General features: G+C 35.6%; 13 protein-coding genes and 2 tRNA genes. 10 read left to right on the top strand and 5 right to left on the bottom strand.

The window, feature by feature from the left end:
• Nucleotides 1–35: 35 nt before the first annotated feature.
• The 7 genes from K0U91_RS09330 to htpG all read left to right on the top strand — a co-directional run bounded on the left by K0U91_RS09330 (nt 36) and on the right by htpG (nt 7,185).
• Complete coding sequence (locus K0U91_RS09330) at nt 36–422, top strand: DUF423 domain-containing protein (protein ID WP_220180565.1); 387 nt, start codon at nt 36–38, stop codon at nt 420–422.
• A gap of 159 nt (nt 423–581) precedes the next feature.
• Nucleotides 582–1,772, top strand: coding sequence for an ADP-forming succinate--CoA ligase subunit beta (gene sucC / locus K0U91_RS09325; protein WP_219970438.1), 1,191 nt, complete (start codon nt 582–584; stop codon nt 1,770–1,772).
• 78 nt (nt 1,773–1,850) lie between these two features.
• Nucleotides 1,851–2,315 (top strand): HMG-box domain-containing protein, encoded by a 465-nt coding sequence (locus tag K0U91_RS09320; RefSeq protein ID WP_220180566.1) that lies wholly within the window; start codon nt 1,851–1,853, stop codon nt 2,313–2,315.
• Between the two features lie 113 nt (nt 2,316–2,428).
• Nucleotides 2,429–3,625: an oxygenase MpaB family protein gene (locus K0U91_RS09315; RefSeq protein ID WP_220180567.1), complete on the top strand. Its 1,197-nt coding sequence runs from the start codon at nt 2,429–2,431 to the stop codon at nt 3,623–3,625.
• Nucleotides 3,600–3,908: a hypothetical protein gene (locus K0U91_RS09310; RefSeq protein WP_220180568.1), complete on the top strand. Its 309-nt coding sequence runs from the start codon at nt 3,600–3,602 to the stop codon at nt 3,906–3,908. Before K0U91_RS09315 ends, K0U91_RS09310 begins: the two co-directional genes overlap by 26 nt.
• Nucleotides 3,909–4,035: 127 nt before the next feature.
• On the top strand, nt 4,036–5,043 hold the full coding sequence (recA, locus tag K0U91_RS09305; protein ID WP_219970435.1) for a recombinase RecA: 1,008 nt from the start codon (nt 4,036–4,038) through the stop codon (nt 5,041–5,043).
• A gap of 246 nt (nt 5,044–5,289) precedes the next feature.
• Nucleotides 5,290–7,185 (top strand): molecular chaperone HtpG, encoded by a 1,896-nt coding sequence (gene htpG, locus K0U91_RS09300; RefSeq protein WP_220180569.1) that lies wholly within the window; start codon nt 5,290–5,292, stop codon nt 7,183–7,185.
• A 103-nt stretch (nt 7,186–7,288) separates the two neighbouring features.
• Here the strand turns inward: htpG and K0U91_RS09295 are convergent, their stop codons facing one another.
• From K0U91_RS09295 to K0U91_RS09275, 5 genes are all read right to left on the bottom strand, one after another.
• On the bottom strand, nt 7,289–7,585 hold the full coding sequence (locus K0U91_RS09295) for an MGMT family protein (RefSeq protein ID WP_219970433.1): 297 nt from the start codon (nt 7,583–7,585) through the stop codon (nt 7,289–7,291).
• Nucleotides 7,586–8,006: 421 nt separating this feature from the next.
• Nucleotides 8,007–8,978 (bottom strand): deoxyhypusine synthase family protein, encoded by a 972-nt coding sequence (locus K0U91_RS09290; RefSeq protein ID WP_220180570.1) that lies wholly within the window; start codon nt 8,976–8,978, stop codon nt 8,007–8,009.
• 26 nt (nt 8,979–9,004) lie between these two features.
• Complete coding sequence (locus K0U91_RS09285; protein WP_220180571.1) at nt 9,005–9,673, bottom strand: hypothetical protein; 669 nt, start codon at nt 9,671–9,673, stop codon at nt 9,005–9,007.
• A 47-nt stretch (nt 9,674–9,720) separates the two neighbouring features.
• Nucleotides 9,721–10,113, bottom strand: coding sequence for an alternative ribosome rescue aminoacyl-tRNA hydrolase ArfB (gene arfB, locus K0U91_RS09280; protein ID WP_220180572.1), 393 nt, complete (start codon nt 10,111–10,113; stop codon nt 9,721–9,723).
• 90 nt (nt 10,114–10,203) lie between these two features.
• The gene (locus K0U91_RS09275; RefSeq protein ID WP_220180573.1) at nt 10,204–11,235 is read right to left on the bottom strand and encodes an AMP-binding protein; all 1,032 of its coding nucleotides are present in this window, start codon (nt 11,233–11,235) and stop codon (nt 10,204–10,206) included.
• Nucleotides 11,236–11,332: 97 nt separating this feature from the next.
• On the opposite strand from K0U91_RS09275, the gene K0U91_RS09270 reads away from it, so the two are divergent.
• The 3 genes from K0U91_RS09270 (at nt 11,333) to K0U91_RS09260 (ending at nt 16,916) form a co-directional block, all read left to right on the top strand.
• Nucleotides 11,333–11,403 (top strand) — tRNA-Gln (locus K0U91_RS09270).
• A 113-nt stretch (nt 11,404–11,516) separates the two neighbouring features.
• Nucleotides 11,517–11,587 (top strand) — tRNA-Gln (locus K0U91_RS09265).
• Between the two features lie 304 nt (nt 11,588–11,891).
• Nucleotides 11,892–16,916, top strand: a complete 5,025-nt coding sequence (locus tag K0U91_RS09260; RefSeq protein WP_220180574.1) for a translocation/assembly module TamB domain-containing protein — start codon at nt 11,892–11,894, stop codon at nt 16,914–16,916.
• Nucleotides 16,917–16,939: the final 23 nt, after the last annotated feature.

Raw genomic sequence — 16,939 nt, 5'->3', positions numbered from 1 at the left:
GGCTGCTTAAAAACCTGTTGAGATAAATCAATAAAATGAAAACAATTACTTTAGTCTTCGGTGCTGCTTACGGAATGTTATCCGTAATTTTAGGCGCTTTCGGAGCACATGCCTTAAAGAAAATTATATCTGTAGAAAGACTTGAAAGCTTTGAAACAGGCGTAAGATACCAAATGTATGCAGCATTTTTCTTGCTGATCGTAGGTTACATTTTAAAATTTGACACCTCTTCTCAAAAATGGATCTCCATATTGATGATTGTAGGAACGATGTTGTTCTCTTTCAGTATCTATGGTTTGAGTTTACAGGATTATTTGGGAGCAAATCTTAAATTTCTAGGACCGATTACTCCGCTTGGTGGATTGTTTATGATCTTAAGTTGGGGAATGTTGATTTTTTATTTTGTAAAGAATAGAATTTAACAATTTCAACAATATATTTCAAAAAAACAAAACAGTTTTGACTTAAATTTCAGACATTGTCATGTAAGTTTTAATTTTTATCCTAATAATCTTGAACTTCCGTGTCTTTTTATTAAATTTGTCAACCTTTAAAAATTAAAATATAATAATAAAAATAATATGAATCTTCACGAGTATCAATCAAAAGAGATTTTATCAAAGTACGGAGTAGCAATACAACGTGGTTTCGTAGCTAATAACGTAGACGAAGCTGTAGCTGCTGCTGAAAAACTTACTGCTGAAACCGGAGCTCAGGCTTGGGTTGTAAAAGCACAAATTCACGCAGGTGGTCGTGGTAAAGGTGGCGGTGTAAAGTTTTCTCCGAACATGGATAAGTTGAAAGAAAACGCTCAAAACATCATCGGAATGCAATTGATTACGCCTCAGACTTCTGCTGAAGGTAAATTGGTAAATTCTGTATTGGTAGCAGAGGATGTATATTATCCCGGAGAATCTGAAACTAAAGAATTTTATGTTTCTATTCTTTTAGACAGAGCCGAAGGTAAAAATACAATCGTATATTCTACTGAAGGTGGTATGGATATTGAGCACGTTGCTGAAGTAACGCCTCACTTGATCCACAACGAATTGATCGATCCTACTTTGGGTCTTCAAGGTTTTCAGGCTAGAAAAATTGCTTTCAACCTAGGTCTTGAAGGAAATGCGTTCAAAGAATTTACAAAATTCATCACTTCTTTATACAATGCATATGTAGGAATTGATGCTTCTTTATTCGAAATCAACCCGGTTTTGAAAACTTCTGATAACAAAATTATCGCTGTAGATGCTAAAGTAACTTTGGATGGCAACTCATTGTTCCGTCACAAAGATCTTGAAGCTTTAAGAGATACTAGAGAAGAAGATCCTATGGATGTTGAAGCTGGTGAAGCTGGTCTTAACTTCGTAAAGCTTGACGGTAATGTTGCTTGTATGGTAAACGGAGCTGGTCTTGCAATGGCAACTATGGATATTATCAAATTATCTGGAGGTAGCCCTGCTAACTTCCTGGACGTTGGTGGTACTGCAGATGCTGCAAGAGTACAGACTGCTTTCGGGATTATCTTAAGAGATCCTAACGTAAAAGCAATCCTAATTAATATCTTCGGAGGTATCGTAAGATGTGACAGAGTTGCTCAAGGTGTTGTAGATGCTTATAGAGCAATGGGAAGTCTTCCGGTTCCATTGATCGTAAGACTACAGGGAACTAATGCTGTAGAAGCTAAAAGATTAATTGACGAGTCTGGTCTTCCGGTACACTCTGCAATTACTTTGGAAGAAGCTGCTAATAAAGTAAAAGAAGTTTTAGCTTAGTTCTAAAATTTTTATATAAATTTAAACCGTTCCATTTCTGGAGCGGTTTTTTTTTTAATACATTTATCTTAAATATTAATGATTAAAAACTTACAAATTCCAAACCCCTGTTCTGAAAAATGGGAATTAATGTCTTCTCATGAGAAAGGAAAATTTTGTTCGGTATGTGACAAATGTGTGATTGATTTTACTCACAAGAAACATCATGAAATTATTAATATCATAAAAGAAAAGCAAAATGAAAAAATTTGCGGGAGACTTTATAATGATCAATTGAAAACCAAAGATTCAAAAATTTTAAATTTAAAAAATAAATTCTTCAAGAATATTCCTACTAATTACCGTAACAGTAGAATTACATTAACTATTTTTTCTTTGGTTTTGTTATTAACAGGCTGTTCAAAATCTGGTACAGAAAGACCACCTCTTATGGGTAAAATTAAGATCGAGGAAGACACTATTCCGGAAAACGACCAATTTATTTTTGGTGAAGCTTTGATTGAGGATGATTCCGTATTTAGTAAAAAAGACAGCATTAAGTAAAGTCGTTTCAACAAATTATCATTTAATTAAATCTAAAATTTAATCGGCCAAAATATTTAGCTGACAAATCTCACCAAAGATTTTCGGCTTAAAACTTGTACTTTTATCATCACATGGAAAGGACAGTTTTACAGCCAAGATTTAAAGATTCACAACATTTCAAAGATTTTTGGACGAAAGGCAACGGAAAACAACTCATTGATTTTTCCGGAGCTGAAGTTAGTTTTAGAGACTTTGATAAATTTTCTCATTTCTTTTATCATGTCGATGAAGCGGGTGACGAAGTTATAAAAGATGTCTATTTTACTAAAAAATTCAATGAAGCATCGCGGGAAATTGAAAACTACATCCGAAAAGGAGTTTCAGAGGATGATCAAGCCCCTGAAAGTGTAAAGAAACTATTTCAGCAAACACAGACTGTTCCTGTCTGGCTTGATCACAACTTATTGAAAAGCGGAGCAGAGCTCTGTATGCGGTGTAATATAGACTCCTTAATTTCTCTACGTGATTACTGTCTCATTGGCGGTTACGATTATGCATACCTCAATAAGCCGCTCATCGTCACCGAGGCATTAAAGAAAGGTGCTGTAAAAAGACTTTCAGAAACTTTAGATTTCTGGGTGAATGTGACGCGATATGATGCCTTAGAAATTCATAAAAAAGGCTACGAATTTGCCATTAAAACTAGATTGATACACTCCTACGCAAGACTTTCTATCAAAAAGCATTATAAAAACTGGGATACTGAAAATTGGGGCAAACCGATCAATTCATGGGATATGATGGCGACTTATATCGGTTTCAGCCTGGTTTTTTTACACAGTCTTCACAAATTGGGAAACACCATTTCTGAGGAAGAAGAAAAAGGGCATTTTCACCTTTGGAAATATATCGGCTTCCTTTTGGGAGTTCCTGAAGAACTTTTGCCCAATAACAAAAAAGAAGCGACCGAGTATTTTTATTTGTGGACTTCCATTCAGCCTTCTGCAGATCAAGATTCTGTTTTACTTGCTCATTCTCTACTGAATGAGTCGCTTGAAAATCCTATTCTGAAATATCAGTTTCAGAAAAAAAACCTTAGGTATCTTCACATCTGTTGCACCTGGTTTTTGCTGGATGATGCAGTTTGTAAAAGAATGCATATCCCGAATGTTCCATTCAAAAAAGGTTTTCCGATGACGAAAAAAATCATTAATAAAATATATGATTCTACGGTAAGCCGTGAAGTGAGAATTAAAAAAGGAAACAAAGACCAGATGAAAGTTCTGGAAGATTATCTCAGAGTTGCTCAGAACTCTAATTTTCATTAATTTTTATTGGGAGCTACTTCCGCTTTCACCGCTCGATTTTCTTTGTTTCGGCGGCGGCTTTGCCGCCGCCGAAACAAAGAAAGAGCTTAAAGATGCCATTCAATCGGGGCTACAAACCACCCGTCTTATATTTGTTTGTCAGGCCGAGAGTATTTTATCGACAGCTTTTGTTCTAGCCCCGATTGCCACGACATCCTTTTTCTTAATTGGCTTTGAAAAATGCGGTGGTGAAAAAGATACAGCAGAAAGCGGGATCCAGCTTCTGAAAAATAGTATTTCTTAGGATATTACGGTGTTTTATTTACTGCAAATTTTATCATTTTTTAACGCTAAAAAACACTGAATCAAGCAAAATATATTAGTTTTTAATCTTAAAATTTTGTATTTTTGATAAATTATACGAATACTAAATGAGTAATATAGACGATAAGAAAAAAGCACTGGCATTGGTGCTTGACAAGCTAGATAAAACATACGGAAAAGGAACAGTAATGACGTTGGGAGACAGTGCGATCGACACCACCATCGAAGTGATTCCTTCCGGATCATTAGGATTAGACATCGCTTTAGGCGTTGGCGGATATCCAAGGGGAAGAATTATTGAGATCTACGGACCAGAATCTTCCGGTAAAACAACATTAACTTTACATGCAATCGCGGAAGCACAAAAAGCAGGAGGAATTGCTGCATTTATTGATGCTGAGCACGCTTTTGACAGAGGTTACGCAGGGAAATTAGGAATCGATCTAGAAAACTTGATTATTTCTCAGCCCGATAACGGTGAACAGGCTTTGGAAATAGCCGATAACCTGATCCGTTCTGGTGCAATTGACATTGTGGTGATTGACTCAGTGGCAGCATTGACACCAAAGGCAGAGATTGAAGGTGAAATGGGAGATTCTAAAATGGGTCTGCACGCAAGATTGATGTCTCAGGCTTTAAGAAAATTAACGGCAACCATTTCAAGAACAAAATGTACCGTGATTTTCATCAACCAGTTGAGAGAAAAAATCGGGGTGATGTTCGGAAATCCAGAAACCACTACCGGTGGTAATGCATTGAAGTTTTACGCTTCTGTGAGAGTGGATATCAGAAAAGCAAGTGCACCGATCAAAAACGGTGACGAAGCTGTTGGTAGCCGTGTGAAAGTAAAAATTGTGAAAAACAAGGTAGCTCCGCCTTTCAAAATGGCAGAATTTGACATTATGTATGGTGAAGGTGTTTCTAAAACAGGTGAAATATTGGATGCTGCCGTTGATATGGGCATTGTGAAGAAAAGCGGTTCTTGGTTCAGCTACGGCGATACAAAATTAGGACAAGGCCGTGATGCGGTAAGAGATGTTTTAAAAGACAATCCTGAATTGGCTGAAGAACTTGAAGGAAAAGTAAAAGAAGAAATCATCAATAACAAAAAGTAATTTGTATTGGTAAAAATATTGAAGACAGCTGAAAGGCTGTCTTTTTTTGTTGCCATACAACAAGTTTCAGACGAACTTCTAAACTTCTAGGTAAAGATTTGTATTAATTCCGTACTAATTAATTGATTTTATATTTAATAATTATTTCACCCCATTTCAAACCAGTGAAAAAATGTCAATTTGTCACTTCTGGCACGGTGGTCTTTTTTTTGAGCTAAAAGATATATAAAATTAAACTCAATAGATATGACAAAAGGAAATATCAATGTTTCGGTGGAAAATATTTTTCCCTTGATTAAAAAGTTTTTATACAGCGATCACGAAATATTTTTAAGAGAATTAATTTCAAATGCAACTGATGCAACATTGAAATTAAAACACCTGACGAATATTGGTGAAGCCAAAGTAGATTACGGAAATCCAAAAATCGAAGTAAGAATCGATAAGGAAAACAAAAAGCTCCATATCATCGACCAAGGTCTCGGGATGACTGCTGAAGAAGTGGAGAAATACATTAACCAAGTGGCATTTTCGGGAGCCGAAGAATTTCTGGATAAGTATAAAGACTCTGCTAAAGATTCGGGAATTATCGGACATTTCGGACTAGGCTTCTACTCAGCTTTTATGGTGGCTGAAAAAGTAGAAATCATTACAAAATCTTATCGTGATGAAAACCCGGCGGTTCGCTGGATTTGTGATGGAAGTCCGGAATTCAGTCTTGAAGAAACAACTGAAAAAACCGACAGAGGAACCGAAATAATCCTTCATATCGCAGAAGATTCTACGGAGTTTTTAGAAGAATCTAAAATCACAGAACTGTTGTCGAAATACAACAAATTCATGCCTGTTCCCATTAAATTCGGAACCAAAACTCACACGCTTCCAATTCCGGAAGATGCTCCGGAAGGAACTGCAGCAGAAACCGAAGAGATTGATAATATCATCAATAATCCAAATCCGGCGTGGACTATCGCTCCTGCTGATCTGAATAAGGAAGATTACACTAAATTTTACCATGAGCTGTATCCGATGCAGTTTGAGGAGCCATTATTCCATATTCATCTGAATGTCGATTATCCGTTTAACCTGACGGGAGTTTTATTTTTCCCTAAGCTAAACAATGGATTAAACATTGAAAAAGATAAAATTCAGCTGTATCAAAATCAGGTTTATGTAACAGATGAAGTGAAAGGTATTGTTCCTGACTTCTTGATGTTGCTTCGTGGAGTGATTGATTCTCCGGATATTCCTTTGAACGTTTCCCGTTCATATTTGCAGGCAGATGGTGCAGTGAAGAAAATCTCTTCTTATATCACTAAAAAAGTGGCTGATAAAATGGCTTCACTGATCAATGAAAACCGTGAAGATTATGAAACCAAGTGGAACGACATCAAAATCGTAATCGAATACGGAATGATTTCTGAAGACAAATTCTTTGAAAAATCAGATAAATTCACCCTCTACCCAACCACAGACGGGAAATACTTCTTGTGGAACGAACTGGAAGAGAAAATCAAACCCAATCAGACAGATAAAGACGGAAACTTAGTGATCCTATATGCCACCAATGCCGATGAACAACACAGCTACATCCAGTCTGCAAAAGATAAAGGGTATGATGTTCTTCTTTTAGATTCCCCTATAGTTCCACATCTGATCCAGAAAATGGAAACTACAAAAGAAAAAATTCAGTTTGCAAGAGTGGATGCCGATCATGTGAATAATTTGATCAAAAAAGACGATCCTATTATTTCTAAATTAAACGAAACCGATAAAGAAACGCTTAAAAAGAGTGTGGAGGAATCTATTAAAGACAAAAAATTCACCGTTCAACTGGAGGATTTAGATAGCACTGATGCGCCTTTTACAATTACTCAACCTGAATTTATTAGAAGAATGAAAGATATGCAGGCAACCGGCGGCGGCGGAATGTTTGTGATAGGCGGTTTTCCTGAAATGTATAATCTTGTGGTGAATTCTAACAGCGAATTTGCCGGTCAGATTTTAAAAACTGAAGATGCAGAAAGCAAGGAAAACCTAATAAAATATGCTTTAGACCTCGCTAAACTTTCCCAGAATTTATTGAAAGGGAAAGATCTTACCGATTTTATACAGAGAAGTTATAAGCAATTGGAGAAGTAATTTGAATAATTATATTGAAACCCGAAAAAACTAAGTTTTTTCGGGTTTTTCATGAGTTTCGGCGGCGGCAAAGCCGCCGCCGAAACTCATGAAAAAATTCAGTTTATAGCTCTTCCAAGGGATTCCAAAACAATTTCTTAAAATTCTTAATTCTGAAATTTTCCACTTCGATTCCTTCTTCTTCCAACCTTACCTGAAATTCCTGAACGGATAGAGTTCCCGAACTCGAAATCACCCGATGCGCAGGAACATCCTTGGGACAGCCTCCCATTGCTTTTCCTACATGTCGCGAATGATTAGGAAAACCCACCGCTTTTGCAATTGCTCCGTAGCTTGTCACTCTTCCTTTGGGAACTAATTTGGTAATTTCCCAAACCTGCTGCTTGAAGATGTCATTCATGCTTTTATTTTTCTGAAATGATTTGCATTATTTTTGGACTCCTGTATTTACTGATACTTATTAAACTATAAAGTTATGAAAAAATCATTTTTCCGTCTGCTCAATAAGATCAATAAAAAAGTTTTACCGAAACTAAGCAATAAAGACCCGGCAAAACTTACTAAGATGCAAAAAGCAATTCTAGCATACCGCTATTTTGTGGTGATTAATTCTTTGGACTGATCCGCGTGAGGGATATGGAGGGCGCGAGCGAAGCGAGCGGTGCAAAGCACCGCAACGAAGTGAAGCCCGGAGAAGCCCGACCCTAGATGTGGATTGAGCATTGGAAGGTGGCACGCCCAAATAACAAATTCTTTACAAATAAAAACGCTTCAAATCGATGAAGCGTTTATTATTTATTATCAATTTAAGATAAAATACCTTAATTTTCCAGGATATAAGAGAACATCAATGGTGCGCAAATGGTCGCATCACTTTCAACGATAAATTTCGGTGTCGTGATATCCAGTTTTCCCCAAGTAATTTTTTCATTCGGAACTGCTCCGGAATAAGAACCGTAAGAAGTCGTTGAATCTGAGATCTGACAGAAATATGACCAGAACGGAATATCATGCATTTCCATATCCTGATACAGCATCGGAACTACGCAAATCGGGAAATCTCCTGCGATACCCCCACCAATCTGGAAGAAGCCGACTCCTTTTCCTGCTGAATTTTTCGTGTACCAATCTGCCAAATAGGTCATGTATTCAATTCCTGATTTCATGGTGGTTGCAGTCAATTCGCCCTTAATGCAATAAGAAGCAAAAATATTTCCCATGGTAGAATCTTCCCATCCCGGAACTACAATCGGAAGGTTTTTTTCAGCTGCAGCAATCATCCATGAATCTTCTCTTGGGATTTCGTAATATTGCTCCAACACTCCTGAAAGAATCATTTTATACATAAATTCATGCGGAAAATATCTTTCTCCTTTTGCTTCAGCATCTTTCCAGATCTCAACGATGTGTTTCTGCAATCTTCTGAAAGCCTCCTCTTCAGGAATACAGGTATCTGTAACTCTATTTAGACCTCTTTCAAGCAAATCCCATTCATCCTGAGCTGTCAAATCTCTGTAATGAGGAACTCTTTCGTAATGAGAATGTGCTACTAAATTCATCAGATCTTCTTCAAGGTTTGCTCCTGTACAAGAGATAAAATCTACTTTATCCTGACGGATCATTTCAGCAAGGATTTTCCCCAACTCAGCTGTAGACATTGCTCCAGCCAAAGTAATCATCATTTTTCCTCCTTCTTTCAAGTGGGCCACATATCCTTTTGAAGCGTCTACCAAAGCTGCTGCATTGAAGTGCAGATAATATTTTTCTATGAACTCTGTAATCGGTTTGCTCATTTTTTAATTTTTTACAAAGATAAAATTTAAAAACGGAAAGTTGCCGCTGCACTCAAAGAAAGTCTGCTTAATCCTTCTCCTTCATCCTCTCCAAAATTCACTGTGGTGCCATTGTATTTCATCTTACTAAGTGTCCCTGCAGTAACACCCAATTTAGGACCGATAAAAATCTGGTTGGTAATAGCATATTGATATGCAAAATTTGCTTCTAAACCTAAATTAGAACCTGTACCCTTGACAGAACCTGTTTTCGTAGTGTAAGTAATCACACCTAATGCAATATCGTAGAACAATTTGTGCTTTGTATCATCTTTAAAATTCGAAAACATATATGCCGGACCTACAAAACTGATATTATCTTTGGTGCTTACAAATCCTGAGACAGCTTCACCGTTAAGACCTTGTACGGTAAGTCTTCCATCGCTGGAAGCCATGTAATTTGAATATTTTATACCAATAGCACCATTTCCTTTTAAATGATAATAGGCAGATACATCTATATTTAAACCGGTTTTCAATCCTTTAATATAATCTCTTGTATCTTTTGGAATTCCTGATGGCATTTTTGCTAATCGCCAAGCATAGCCAACAGCAGGAATGATAGAAATTCTAGATTCTGATTTTAAAGTTTCTTCTTGTGCTGAAAACAAAAATGGAACCAGGAATGCTCCCGAAATAAAAAGTTTTTTAAACATTGTTATTAATTTTTCGCAAAAATACTGTTTTTTCTAAATGCGGAGACTTAAAATTTAAAACGTCTGTTTTCTTTTTTATTTGAATGCTGTTTTTTCTGTTCAATGCGTTTCTCTACAGAAGATCTGGTAGGTTTTGTCTTTGCCCTGAATTTTGGGATCACTAATGCGTTATCCACCAGATCTAAAATTTTCTCTATTGCTATCTTCTTGTTATGCAGCTGCGTTCTGCTTTCAGAAACATTTAAGTATAAAAGTCCTTCAAGATTGATTCTGTTTTTTAGTTTTTCTAAAATTAAATCTTTTTGCCAATTATTAAAAAATTCAGAATCTAATACTTTCCACAATACGGTAACAGCTGTTTCTACTTTATTCACATTTTGCCCTCCTGCCCCACTGCTGCAAGAAGTTTTAAAATTCAGTTCTTTTGAAAAATCTTTCATAATATGCATTTTTATTCCCATTCTTTGGAGGGGTGGATCAATTTTTAAAAGAAAAATTGAGACGGGATGGTTTGAATGATTGAATATTAATCAACTTCTCTCAATCATCCTTCGAAGTTCAATTCTATTCACCTTTCCATTCTGGGTTCTTGGAATTTCCTCAACAAAGATAATTTCTTTAGGCTTGTGAAAGCTTTTTTCATACTGAATTCCTTCTATTTTTTTAATCAAATCATCAGATTCTTTTCCTTCAATCACAGCAATCAACTTCTGTCCCAAACTTTCATCTTCTAGTCCTAAAAAAACAACTTCATTCTGCATCTCTTTTTTAACTAAAGCTTCCAGTTCTTCAGGAAATATTTTTGCGCCTCCGGAATTAATCACATGATCTATTCTCCCTAAAAACCTAAACTGATTTTCATTCTTTATCTCAACTAAATCATTAGTCTCTAAGATTTCATTATTCAAATTGGGAGCAGAAATTTTCAGACAGCCGCGCTCGTCTTTAGCAATAGAAATTTGATCAAATACTGTAAAATAATTATTCTGCTCAGGATGAATTTCTTTTAAAGCAATATGAGAAAGCGTCTCAGACATTCCATAGGTTTCGTAAATCCCTGTTGGTGTATTGGTGTGTTGAAGTGTCTGAGTAATTTTTGTTTTTAAACTTTCTGATACAGCTGCTCCTCCGATAATGAGATTTTTAATGTAATGAATTTTATCTAAAGAGTTTTCAACCTGCAGAGGCGTCAATGCACAGAAATCAATTTCAGAATGTAAATCTTCTAAAGGTTTCAAAGACGGATCTGAAATAATAAGTTGCAACTTCCTTTCAAAAGCGCGCACTACCATCATTTTTCCTGAAATATATTCTATAGGAAGACAAACAAGGGCTGTATTATTTTTATATAACTCTAAGAAATCGCACGTCATTTTTGCAGAATTCAGCATTTTATTTTTCTCAATTTCAAATATTTTCGGAGCTCCCGTAGATCCGGATGTCTTCACTGTCACGGTTTGAGAATCTGAGAGCCATTCTATTAAAAAAGAATGTATTTTTCTCTCAAAGTCTGTCTGAAAATGTAAATTATTAATATTGAGATTATTGAAGTCAATTACCATGGCTGCTGTGAATAAAAAGTACTGTAAATTTAAAAAAAAATAAAAACTATTTGCAGGTAAATAAAAAAACTGTAAATTTGCATCACCAAAATAAAACAGACCCATAGTGTAGTGGTAACACACCGGTTTTTGGTACCGTTATCCGGGGTTCGAATCCCTGTGGGTCTACAAACCATCCTTTTTTAGGGTGGTTTTTTGTTTATAAAATATCGTGAAAATTCTTTAACAATTTTTTGCTGCTAAAGAAAAAATAGATACATTTGCACCACCAAAAATAAAACAGACCCATAGTGTAGTGGTAACACACCGGTTTTTGGTACCGTTATCCGGGGTTCGAATCCCTGTGGGTCTACAAACCATCCTTTTTTAGGGTGGTTTTTTGTTTGCTTGTTAAATAGATTTGCAGATTACCGTTTATATCAGTTTTCATACCACATTTAGAGTTATTAACATAATTCACTACTGTTGGCAGACATATTGCTGGTGAATAGCAAACAAGGCCATCTGGCAAATATTTCATACAAAAATAACTATGTTAAAACTTATCAAACTTCAGATTTTTAAGATATAAAAGTTATCAATAATTTAAAAAGTGGTAAAAATAAACGATTCTATACCGCCTAAATAATTGTATACTGTTCTAAATCAGAAAAAATTTGAAACTGAAATTCAACAAAAGAAAAATTCTCAGGGGTGTTGTTATTACAATCATCTCTATAGTGGTTTTGCTTATCCTTTTGGTAGTAAGCTTGAGACTTCCTGCTGTACAAAATTATATAAAAGGCAAACTGGTTGTTTATCTGGAGAAAAAAATCAAAACAAAAGTCAGTCTAGATAGGGTGTATATAGGTTTTCCGAACAGTCTGGTGATGGAAAATTTATACCTTAAAGGCCAGAATATTGATACACTTCTCTCAGCAAGAAAATTAGATGTAGGTCTGGATATGTGGCAGCTGATCAAATCTAAAGCCGATCTTACTTCAATTGATCTGGAAGGTGTGAGAGCTAATGTTGTAAGAAATCCTCAGGGGAAATTCAATTTTGATTATATTATTGATGCTTTTGCAACCTCCGATAAAGAAGAAAGCACTTCAAAACCTTTCATTATTTCTCTGGATAAAATTAAATTGAAAGATATCGGGCTGACTTTTAATGATCAGCAATCCAGAAATGATATTAAAGTCTATTTCAATTCATTTGATACAAGAGTAAAAACTTTTGATCTTCAAAACAATTCTTACGCGGTAAACGATATTAATCTTGACGGATTAAAATTAAAACTAAAACAGGATTTTGTAGAAGAAGTTTCAAAAAATGTCGAAGAAAAAGTAGATTCACTGAATCAGAAAAAACCGATGAAGCTTGGTTTAAGTGGCATCAAACTGACCAACTTCAACATTGATTACGGAGACGACAATTCTAAAACTTTTGCAAAAGTTCTGTTTAAAGAATTAAGCACAAAAGTCAACGACCTTGATCTTGAAAACAATTCTTATAATGTAGGGAATGTTTATCTGACAGATGCAAACATCAATGCCAATCTATATCTTCCGACAAAAAACGCTAATCCGAAAGATGCAACATCAAAACCATCGACTTCGAAAGATAAAGCTATGAAACTTCTCTTGGGCAAGTTTATTCTTGACAACGTAAAAGTAGCATACAACAATACCGCAGCCGCTCCTACCCGTTCCGGGATGGATTTTAACCATCTTAATTTCGCAAAGCTAAACCTCGACGTCAGAAACTTTAAAATGGAAAACAATGGTTTTGCAGGAAGTGTAAAATCAGCCGAAATCCAGGAAGCGAGAGGTTTAAATATTCAAAAATTCAATACTGATTTTGTATATGACTCTGAACAAGCTTACCTGAAAAATCTTTATTTACAGACTCCGAAAACTGTTTTGAGAGATGAGATTGTTTTAAATTATAATTCGATAGAACAACTGTCAACGAATCCTGGAGCGGTAAAAATTTCTGCCGACATCCGTGATTCCAATGTTGGTTTTTCGGATATTTTAAATTTAGTTCCGACTTTGAGAAATACTGCGCCATTCAATAAATATCCAAATGCTATCTTAAACGTCAATGCATTATTACAAGGAACGATTAACGACTTGACGATTCAAAATCTGAAAGTTTCAGGCTTAGATCGATTGAAAGTGGCAGCTTCAGGAAGAATTAAAAATGCAATGAATCCTGAAAATTTATATTATGATTTAAAAATTGCAGAACTATCTTCATCAGCAAAAACGATCTACAATTTAGTTCCAAAAAATACAATTCCGAAAAACATTACGTTACCTTCCTTTTTTACTGTCAAAGGGATTGCAAAAGGCACAACAAAAATTGTAAATACCAATTTGAGACTTACTTCTACTTTAGGAAATGCCGGAATCATCGCAAAAGTAGACATGCGCAGAAAAAAACGTGAGCTGTATGATGTAAAAGCCAACTTACAAAATTTACAGATTGGGAAGATCATTCAGAACAAGGATGTCGGAGCTGTAACCGCCCAGATTTATGCAAAAGGTGAAAGCTTTGATTTCAAAAATGCGAATGCCAATTTGAAAGGATTTGTACAGTCTGCAACTTACAAAGGTTACCGGTATCAAAATATGAATCTCGTCGGGAAAATTAACCGTGGAGCATATAATGTCGTGCTCAATTCAAAAGACCCGAATGCCAATTTACAGCTGACCGCTTCAGGAGTTTACGATGACAAAAACCCAACAGTAAAAGTTAACGGAAACATTAACAAATTAGATTTAAATAAATTAGGTTTTTACAATTCTCCAATGATTATTGCCGGAGCAATTGATGGTGATTTTAAAAGTTTGGATCCAGATCATTTAAACGGATATCTGAATCTTAAAAACTTTGCAATTTCTGATACCAAGGAAGTTTATCCGCTTCAGGAAGTTAATTTACTGGCGGTTTCTACAGCAGATTCCACACAGATAAAATTCAATTCTCAGATTGCTGATGTAGAACTGAACGGAAAGTATAAGCTGACCCAGATTTTCGGAGCTTTACAGCAAACGATTAATCAGTATTACCAATTTCAGAAGTCAGGAAAAACCCAGAAAATTGATGCCGGACAGTTTTTTACTTTTAATGCTAAAATTAAAAATGACGATCTGATCAGGAAGTTTGTTCCTGAACTGAAAAGTTTTGAGACCATCAACATTACAGGAAATTATAACGCAGATTCTCAGAAAATTGAGCTTGATGCAAATATTCCGCAGATTCTTTATGGCACCAATACATTAGAAAATACGTCATTAAAGATTTCTAATGAAAACCAGGCTTTGAAGTACAATCTTGATGTTGCAGCATTACAAAGTGAAAGTTTTGCTTTAAACAAAGTTAATATCAACGGAGATGTCGCCAACAACATCATCAATTATAATATCACAACGAAAGATGCTAAAGATGAAACACAGTTTCTGATTGCCGGAAATGCAAAATCAATAAACGATATTACAGAAATTTCTTTAAATCCGAACGGTTTAAAATTAAATTATATGGATTGGGCGGTTGCTGAAAACAATAAAATCCAGATTTTCAGTCAGGGAATTGTTGCAGACAATTTCACCCTTTCCAACGCCGGAGCCGAAATTTCTCTCCAGTCTGAAAGCAATTTACCGAGCAGCCCGCTGAATGTTTCTTTGAAGAACTTTAAGATTGAAACCATTACAGAAATCATCAAAAAAGATTCATTGTTGGCTAAAGGTACTATCAACGGAACAGCGCAGTTGAGAGATCTGACAAAAAACATGACGTTTACCTCAGATATTAACGTTTCTGATTTGATTGTTTACGGAAGTCCGGTTGGGAATTTGGCTATTAAAGTCAATAACAAGTCTGCCAATCTTCTGAATGCCGATATTGCGTTATCAGGAAATAATAATGATGTGAAAATTTTAGGAAATTACAATACTTCTTCAAGTACTTTTGACCTGAATTTAGATATGAATCAGCTGCAGATGAAAACGCTTCAAGGGTTTTCTATGAATGCAATTACAAATACGGAAGGTTATCTTTCCGGTGATCTGAAAATTACAGGAACAACTGCTGCTCCTAAGATTCTTGGTGATATCAATCTGAACAATGTTGGACTAATGATCTCACAGACCGGTAGTGATTTTAGGAACATCAATGATAAAATAGGATTTACTAACAGAGGAATTGAGTTTGATCAATTCAAAATTAATGACAAAGACGGTAATTCACTGAAAATTGATGGTCAGGTTCTTACTCAGACTTACAGAGATTTTGCATTTAATCTGGATGTAGACGCAAAAGATTTTAAAGTTGTAAATTCTGAAAAATCAAACGACGCTATGATGTACGGAATTCTGGCAATTGATGCTGCATTAAAAATCCGTGGGGATCTGAATCTGCCAAAAGTTGACGGTAGACTTACCGTTTCAGAAGATACTGACTTTACTTTTGTTCTTCCGCAATCCAGCCCATCTTTACAGGAAAGAGACGGCATTGTAGAATTTATCGATCAAGACCAGATTGCTTTGAATAAAACCATTAAAGCTGATTCTATTGACACTCAGAGTCCAATCAAAGGGATGGATTTAAGCGTAAATATAGAAGTCAGCAAAGAAGCAAAAATGTCTATTGTTATTGACAAGGCGGCAGGTGATTTTGTAAAACTTCAGGGTGAAGCAGATCTGACAGGCGGAATTGATCCATCAGGAAAAACAACATTGGTAGGAGTTTACCAAGTTGAAAAAGGAAGCTATGAAATGTCTGTAAGTGTTCTCAAAAGAAAATTTGACATCCAAAAAGGAAGTACAATTACCTGGACCGGAGAACCTACCACTGCCAATCTTGATATTACGGCAATTTATAAAACTGAAACAGCACCGATTGATCTGATAGAACAGCAGGTAGGCGATGCTGATCTAAACCAATACAAACAGAGAATTCCTTTTAATACCTTATTGATTCTTAAAGGTGAACTTCTAAAACCTCAGATCTCATTTGACATCACTACAGATGAAAAAAATAATGCTGTTTCATCTGCAGTTACAGAAACCATCGATGCAAAATTGGCACAGCTAAGACAAGATGAAAACGAAATGAATAAGCAGGTTTTCGCATTGCTTTTACTGAATCGTTTTATTGGAGAAAACCCATTTCAAAGCAATTCAGGGCAGTCTGCTGAAACTTTGGCGAGACAGAGTGTGAGTAAAATACTTTCTCAGCAATTGAATAATCTTGCATCTGATCTGATCAAAGGTGTTGATCTGAATTTTGACCTAGAATCTTCTGAAGATTACTCTACCGGAACTCAAAATACCAGAACAGATCTTAATATTGGTCTTAGTAAAAAACTACTGAATGACCGTCTGAAAGTTTCTGTAGGAAGTAATTTCGGATTGGAAGGTGAAGCCAGACAAAACGAAAATACGACCAATATTGCAGGTGACGTAACGGTAGATTACAGTCTTTCTCGAGACGGCAGATATATGCTGCGTGCTTACCGTAAAAATGATTACCAGGTTGCGTTGCAAGGACAAATTGTTGAAACAGGTGTTGGCTTTATCATCACTTTAGATTACAATCAGTTTAAAGATATTTTCCGAAAGTCGAGAAATAACCGAAACAAAGAAAAGGAACGTAAGAAAAAACCGGATAACCAAGTCGTAGAATTTAAGTAATGAAATCACCCAATATTTGATAA

This window comes from Chryseobacterium sp. LJ668 (assembly GCF_019613955.1).
In the GTDB taxonomy this organism is placed as follows: Bacteria; Bacteroidota; Bacteroidia; order Flavobacteriales; family Weeksellaceae; genus Chryseobacterium.
This window is presented reverse-complemented; position numbering and strand designations above follow the sequence as displayed.

Coding starts and splice junctions, on each gene's coding strand:
- K0U91_RS09330 (WP_220180565.1), top strand. CDS start 36: ATGAAAACAATTACTTTAGTCTTCGGTGCTGCTTACGGAATGTTATCC.
- sucC (WP_219970438.1), top strand. CDS start 582: ATGAATCTTCACGAGTATCAATCAAAAGAGATTTTATCAAAGTACGGA.
- K0U91_RS09320 (WP_220180566.1), top strand. CDS start 1,851: ATGATTAAAAACTTACAAATTCCAAACCCCTGTTCTGAAAAATGGGAA.
- K0U91_RS09315 (WP_220180567.1), top strand. CDS start 2,429: ATGGAAAGGACAGTTTTACAGCCAAGATTTAAAGATTCACAACATTTC.
- recA (WP_219970435.1), top strand. CDS start 4,036: ATGAGTAATATAGACGATAAGAAAAAAGCACTGGCATTGGTGCTTGAC.
- htpG (WP_220180569.1), top strand. CDS start 5,290: ATGACAAAAGGAAATATCAATGTTTCGGTGGAAAATATTTTTCCCTTG.
- K0U91_RS09295 (WP_219970433.1), bottom strand. CDS start 7,585: ATGAATGACATCTTCAAGCAGCAGGTTTGGGAAATTACCAAATTAGTT.
- K0U91_RS09290 (WP_220180570.1), bottom strand. CDS start 8,978: ATGAGCAAACCGATTACAGAGTTCATAGAAAAATATTATCTGCACTTC.
- K0U91_RS09285 (WP_220180571.1), bottom strand. CDS start 9,673: ATGTTTAAAAAACTTTTTATTTCGGGAGCATTCCTGGTTCCATTTTTG.
- arfB (WP_220180572.1), bottom strand. CDS start 10,113: ATGAAAGATTTTTCAAAAGAACTGAATTTTAAAACTTCTTGCAGCAGT.
- K0U91_RS09275 (WP_220180573.1), bottom strand. CDS start 11,235: ATGGTAATTGACTTCAATAATCTCAATATTAATAATTTACATTTTCAG.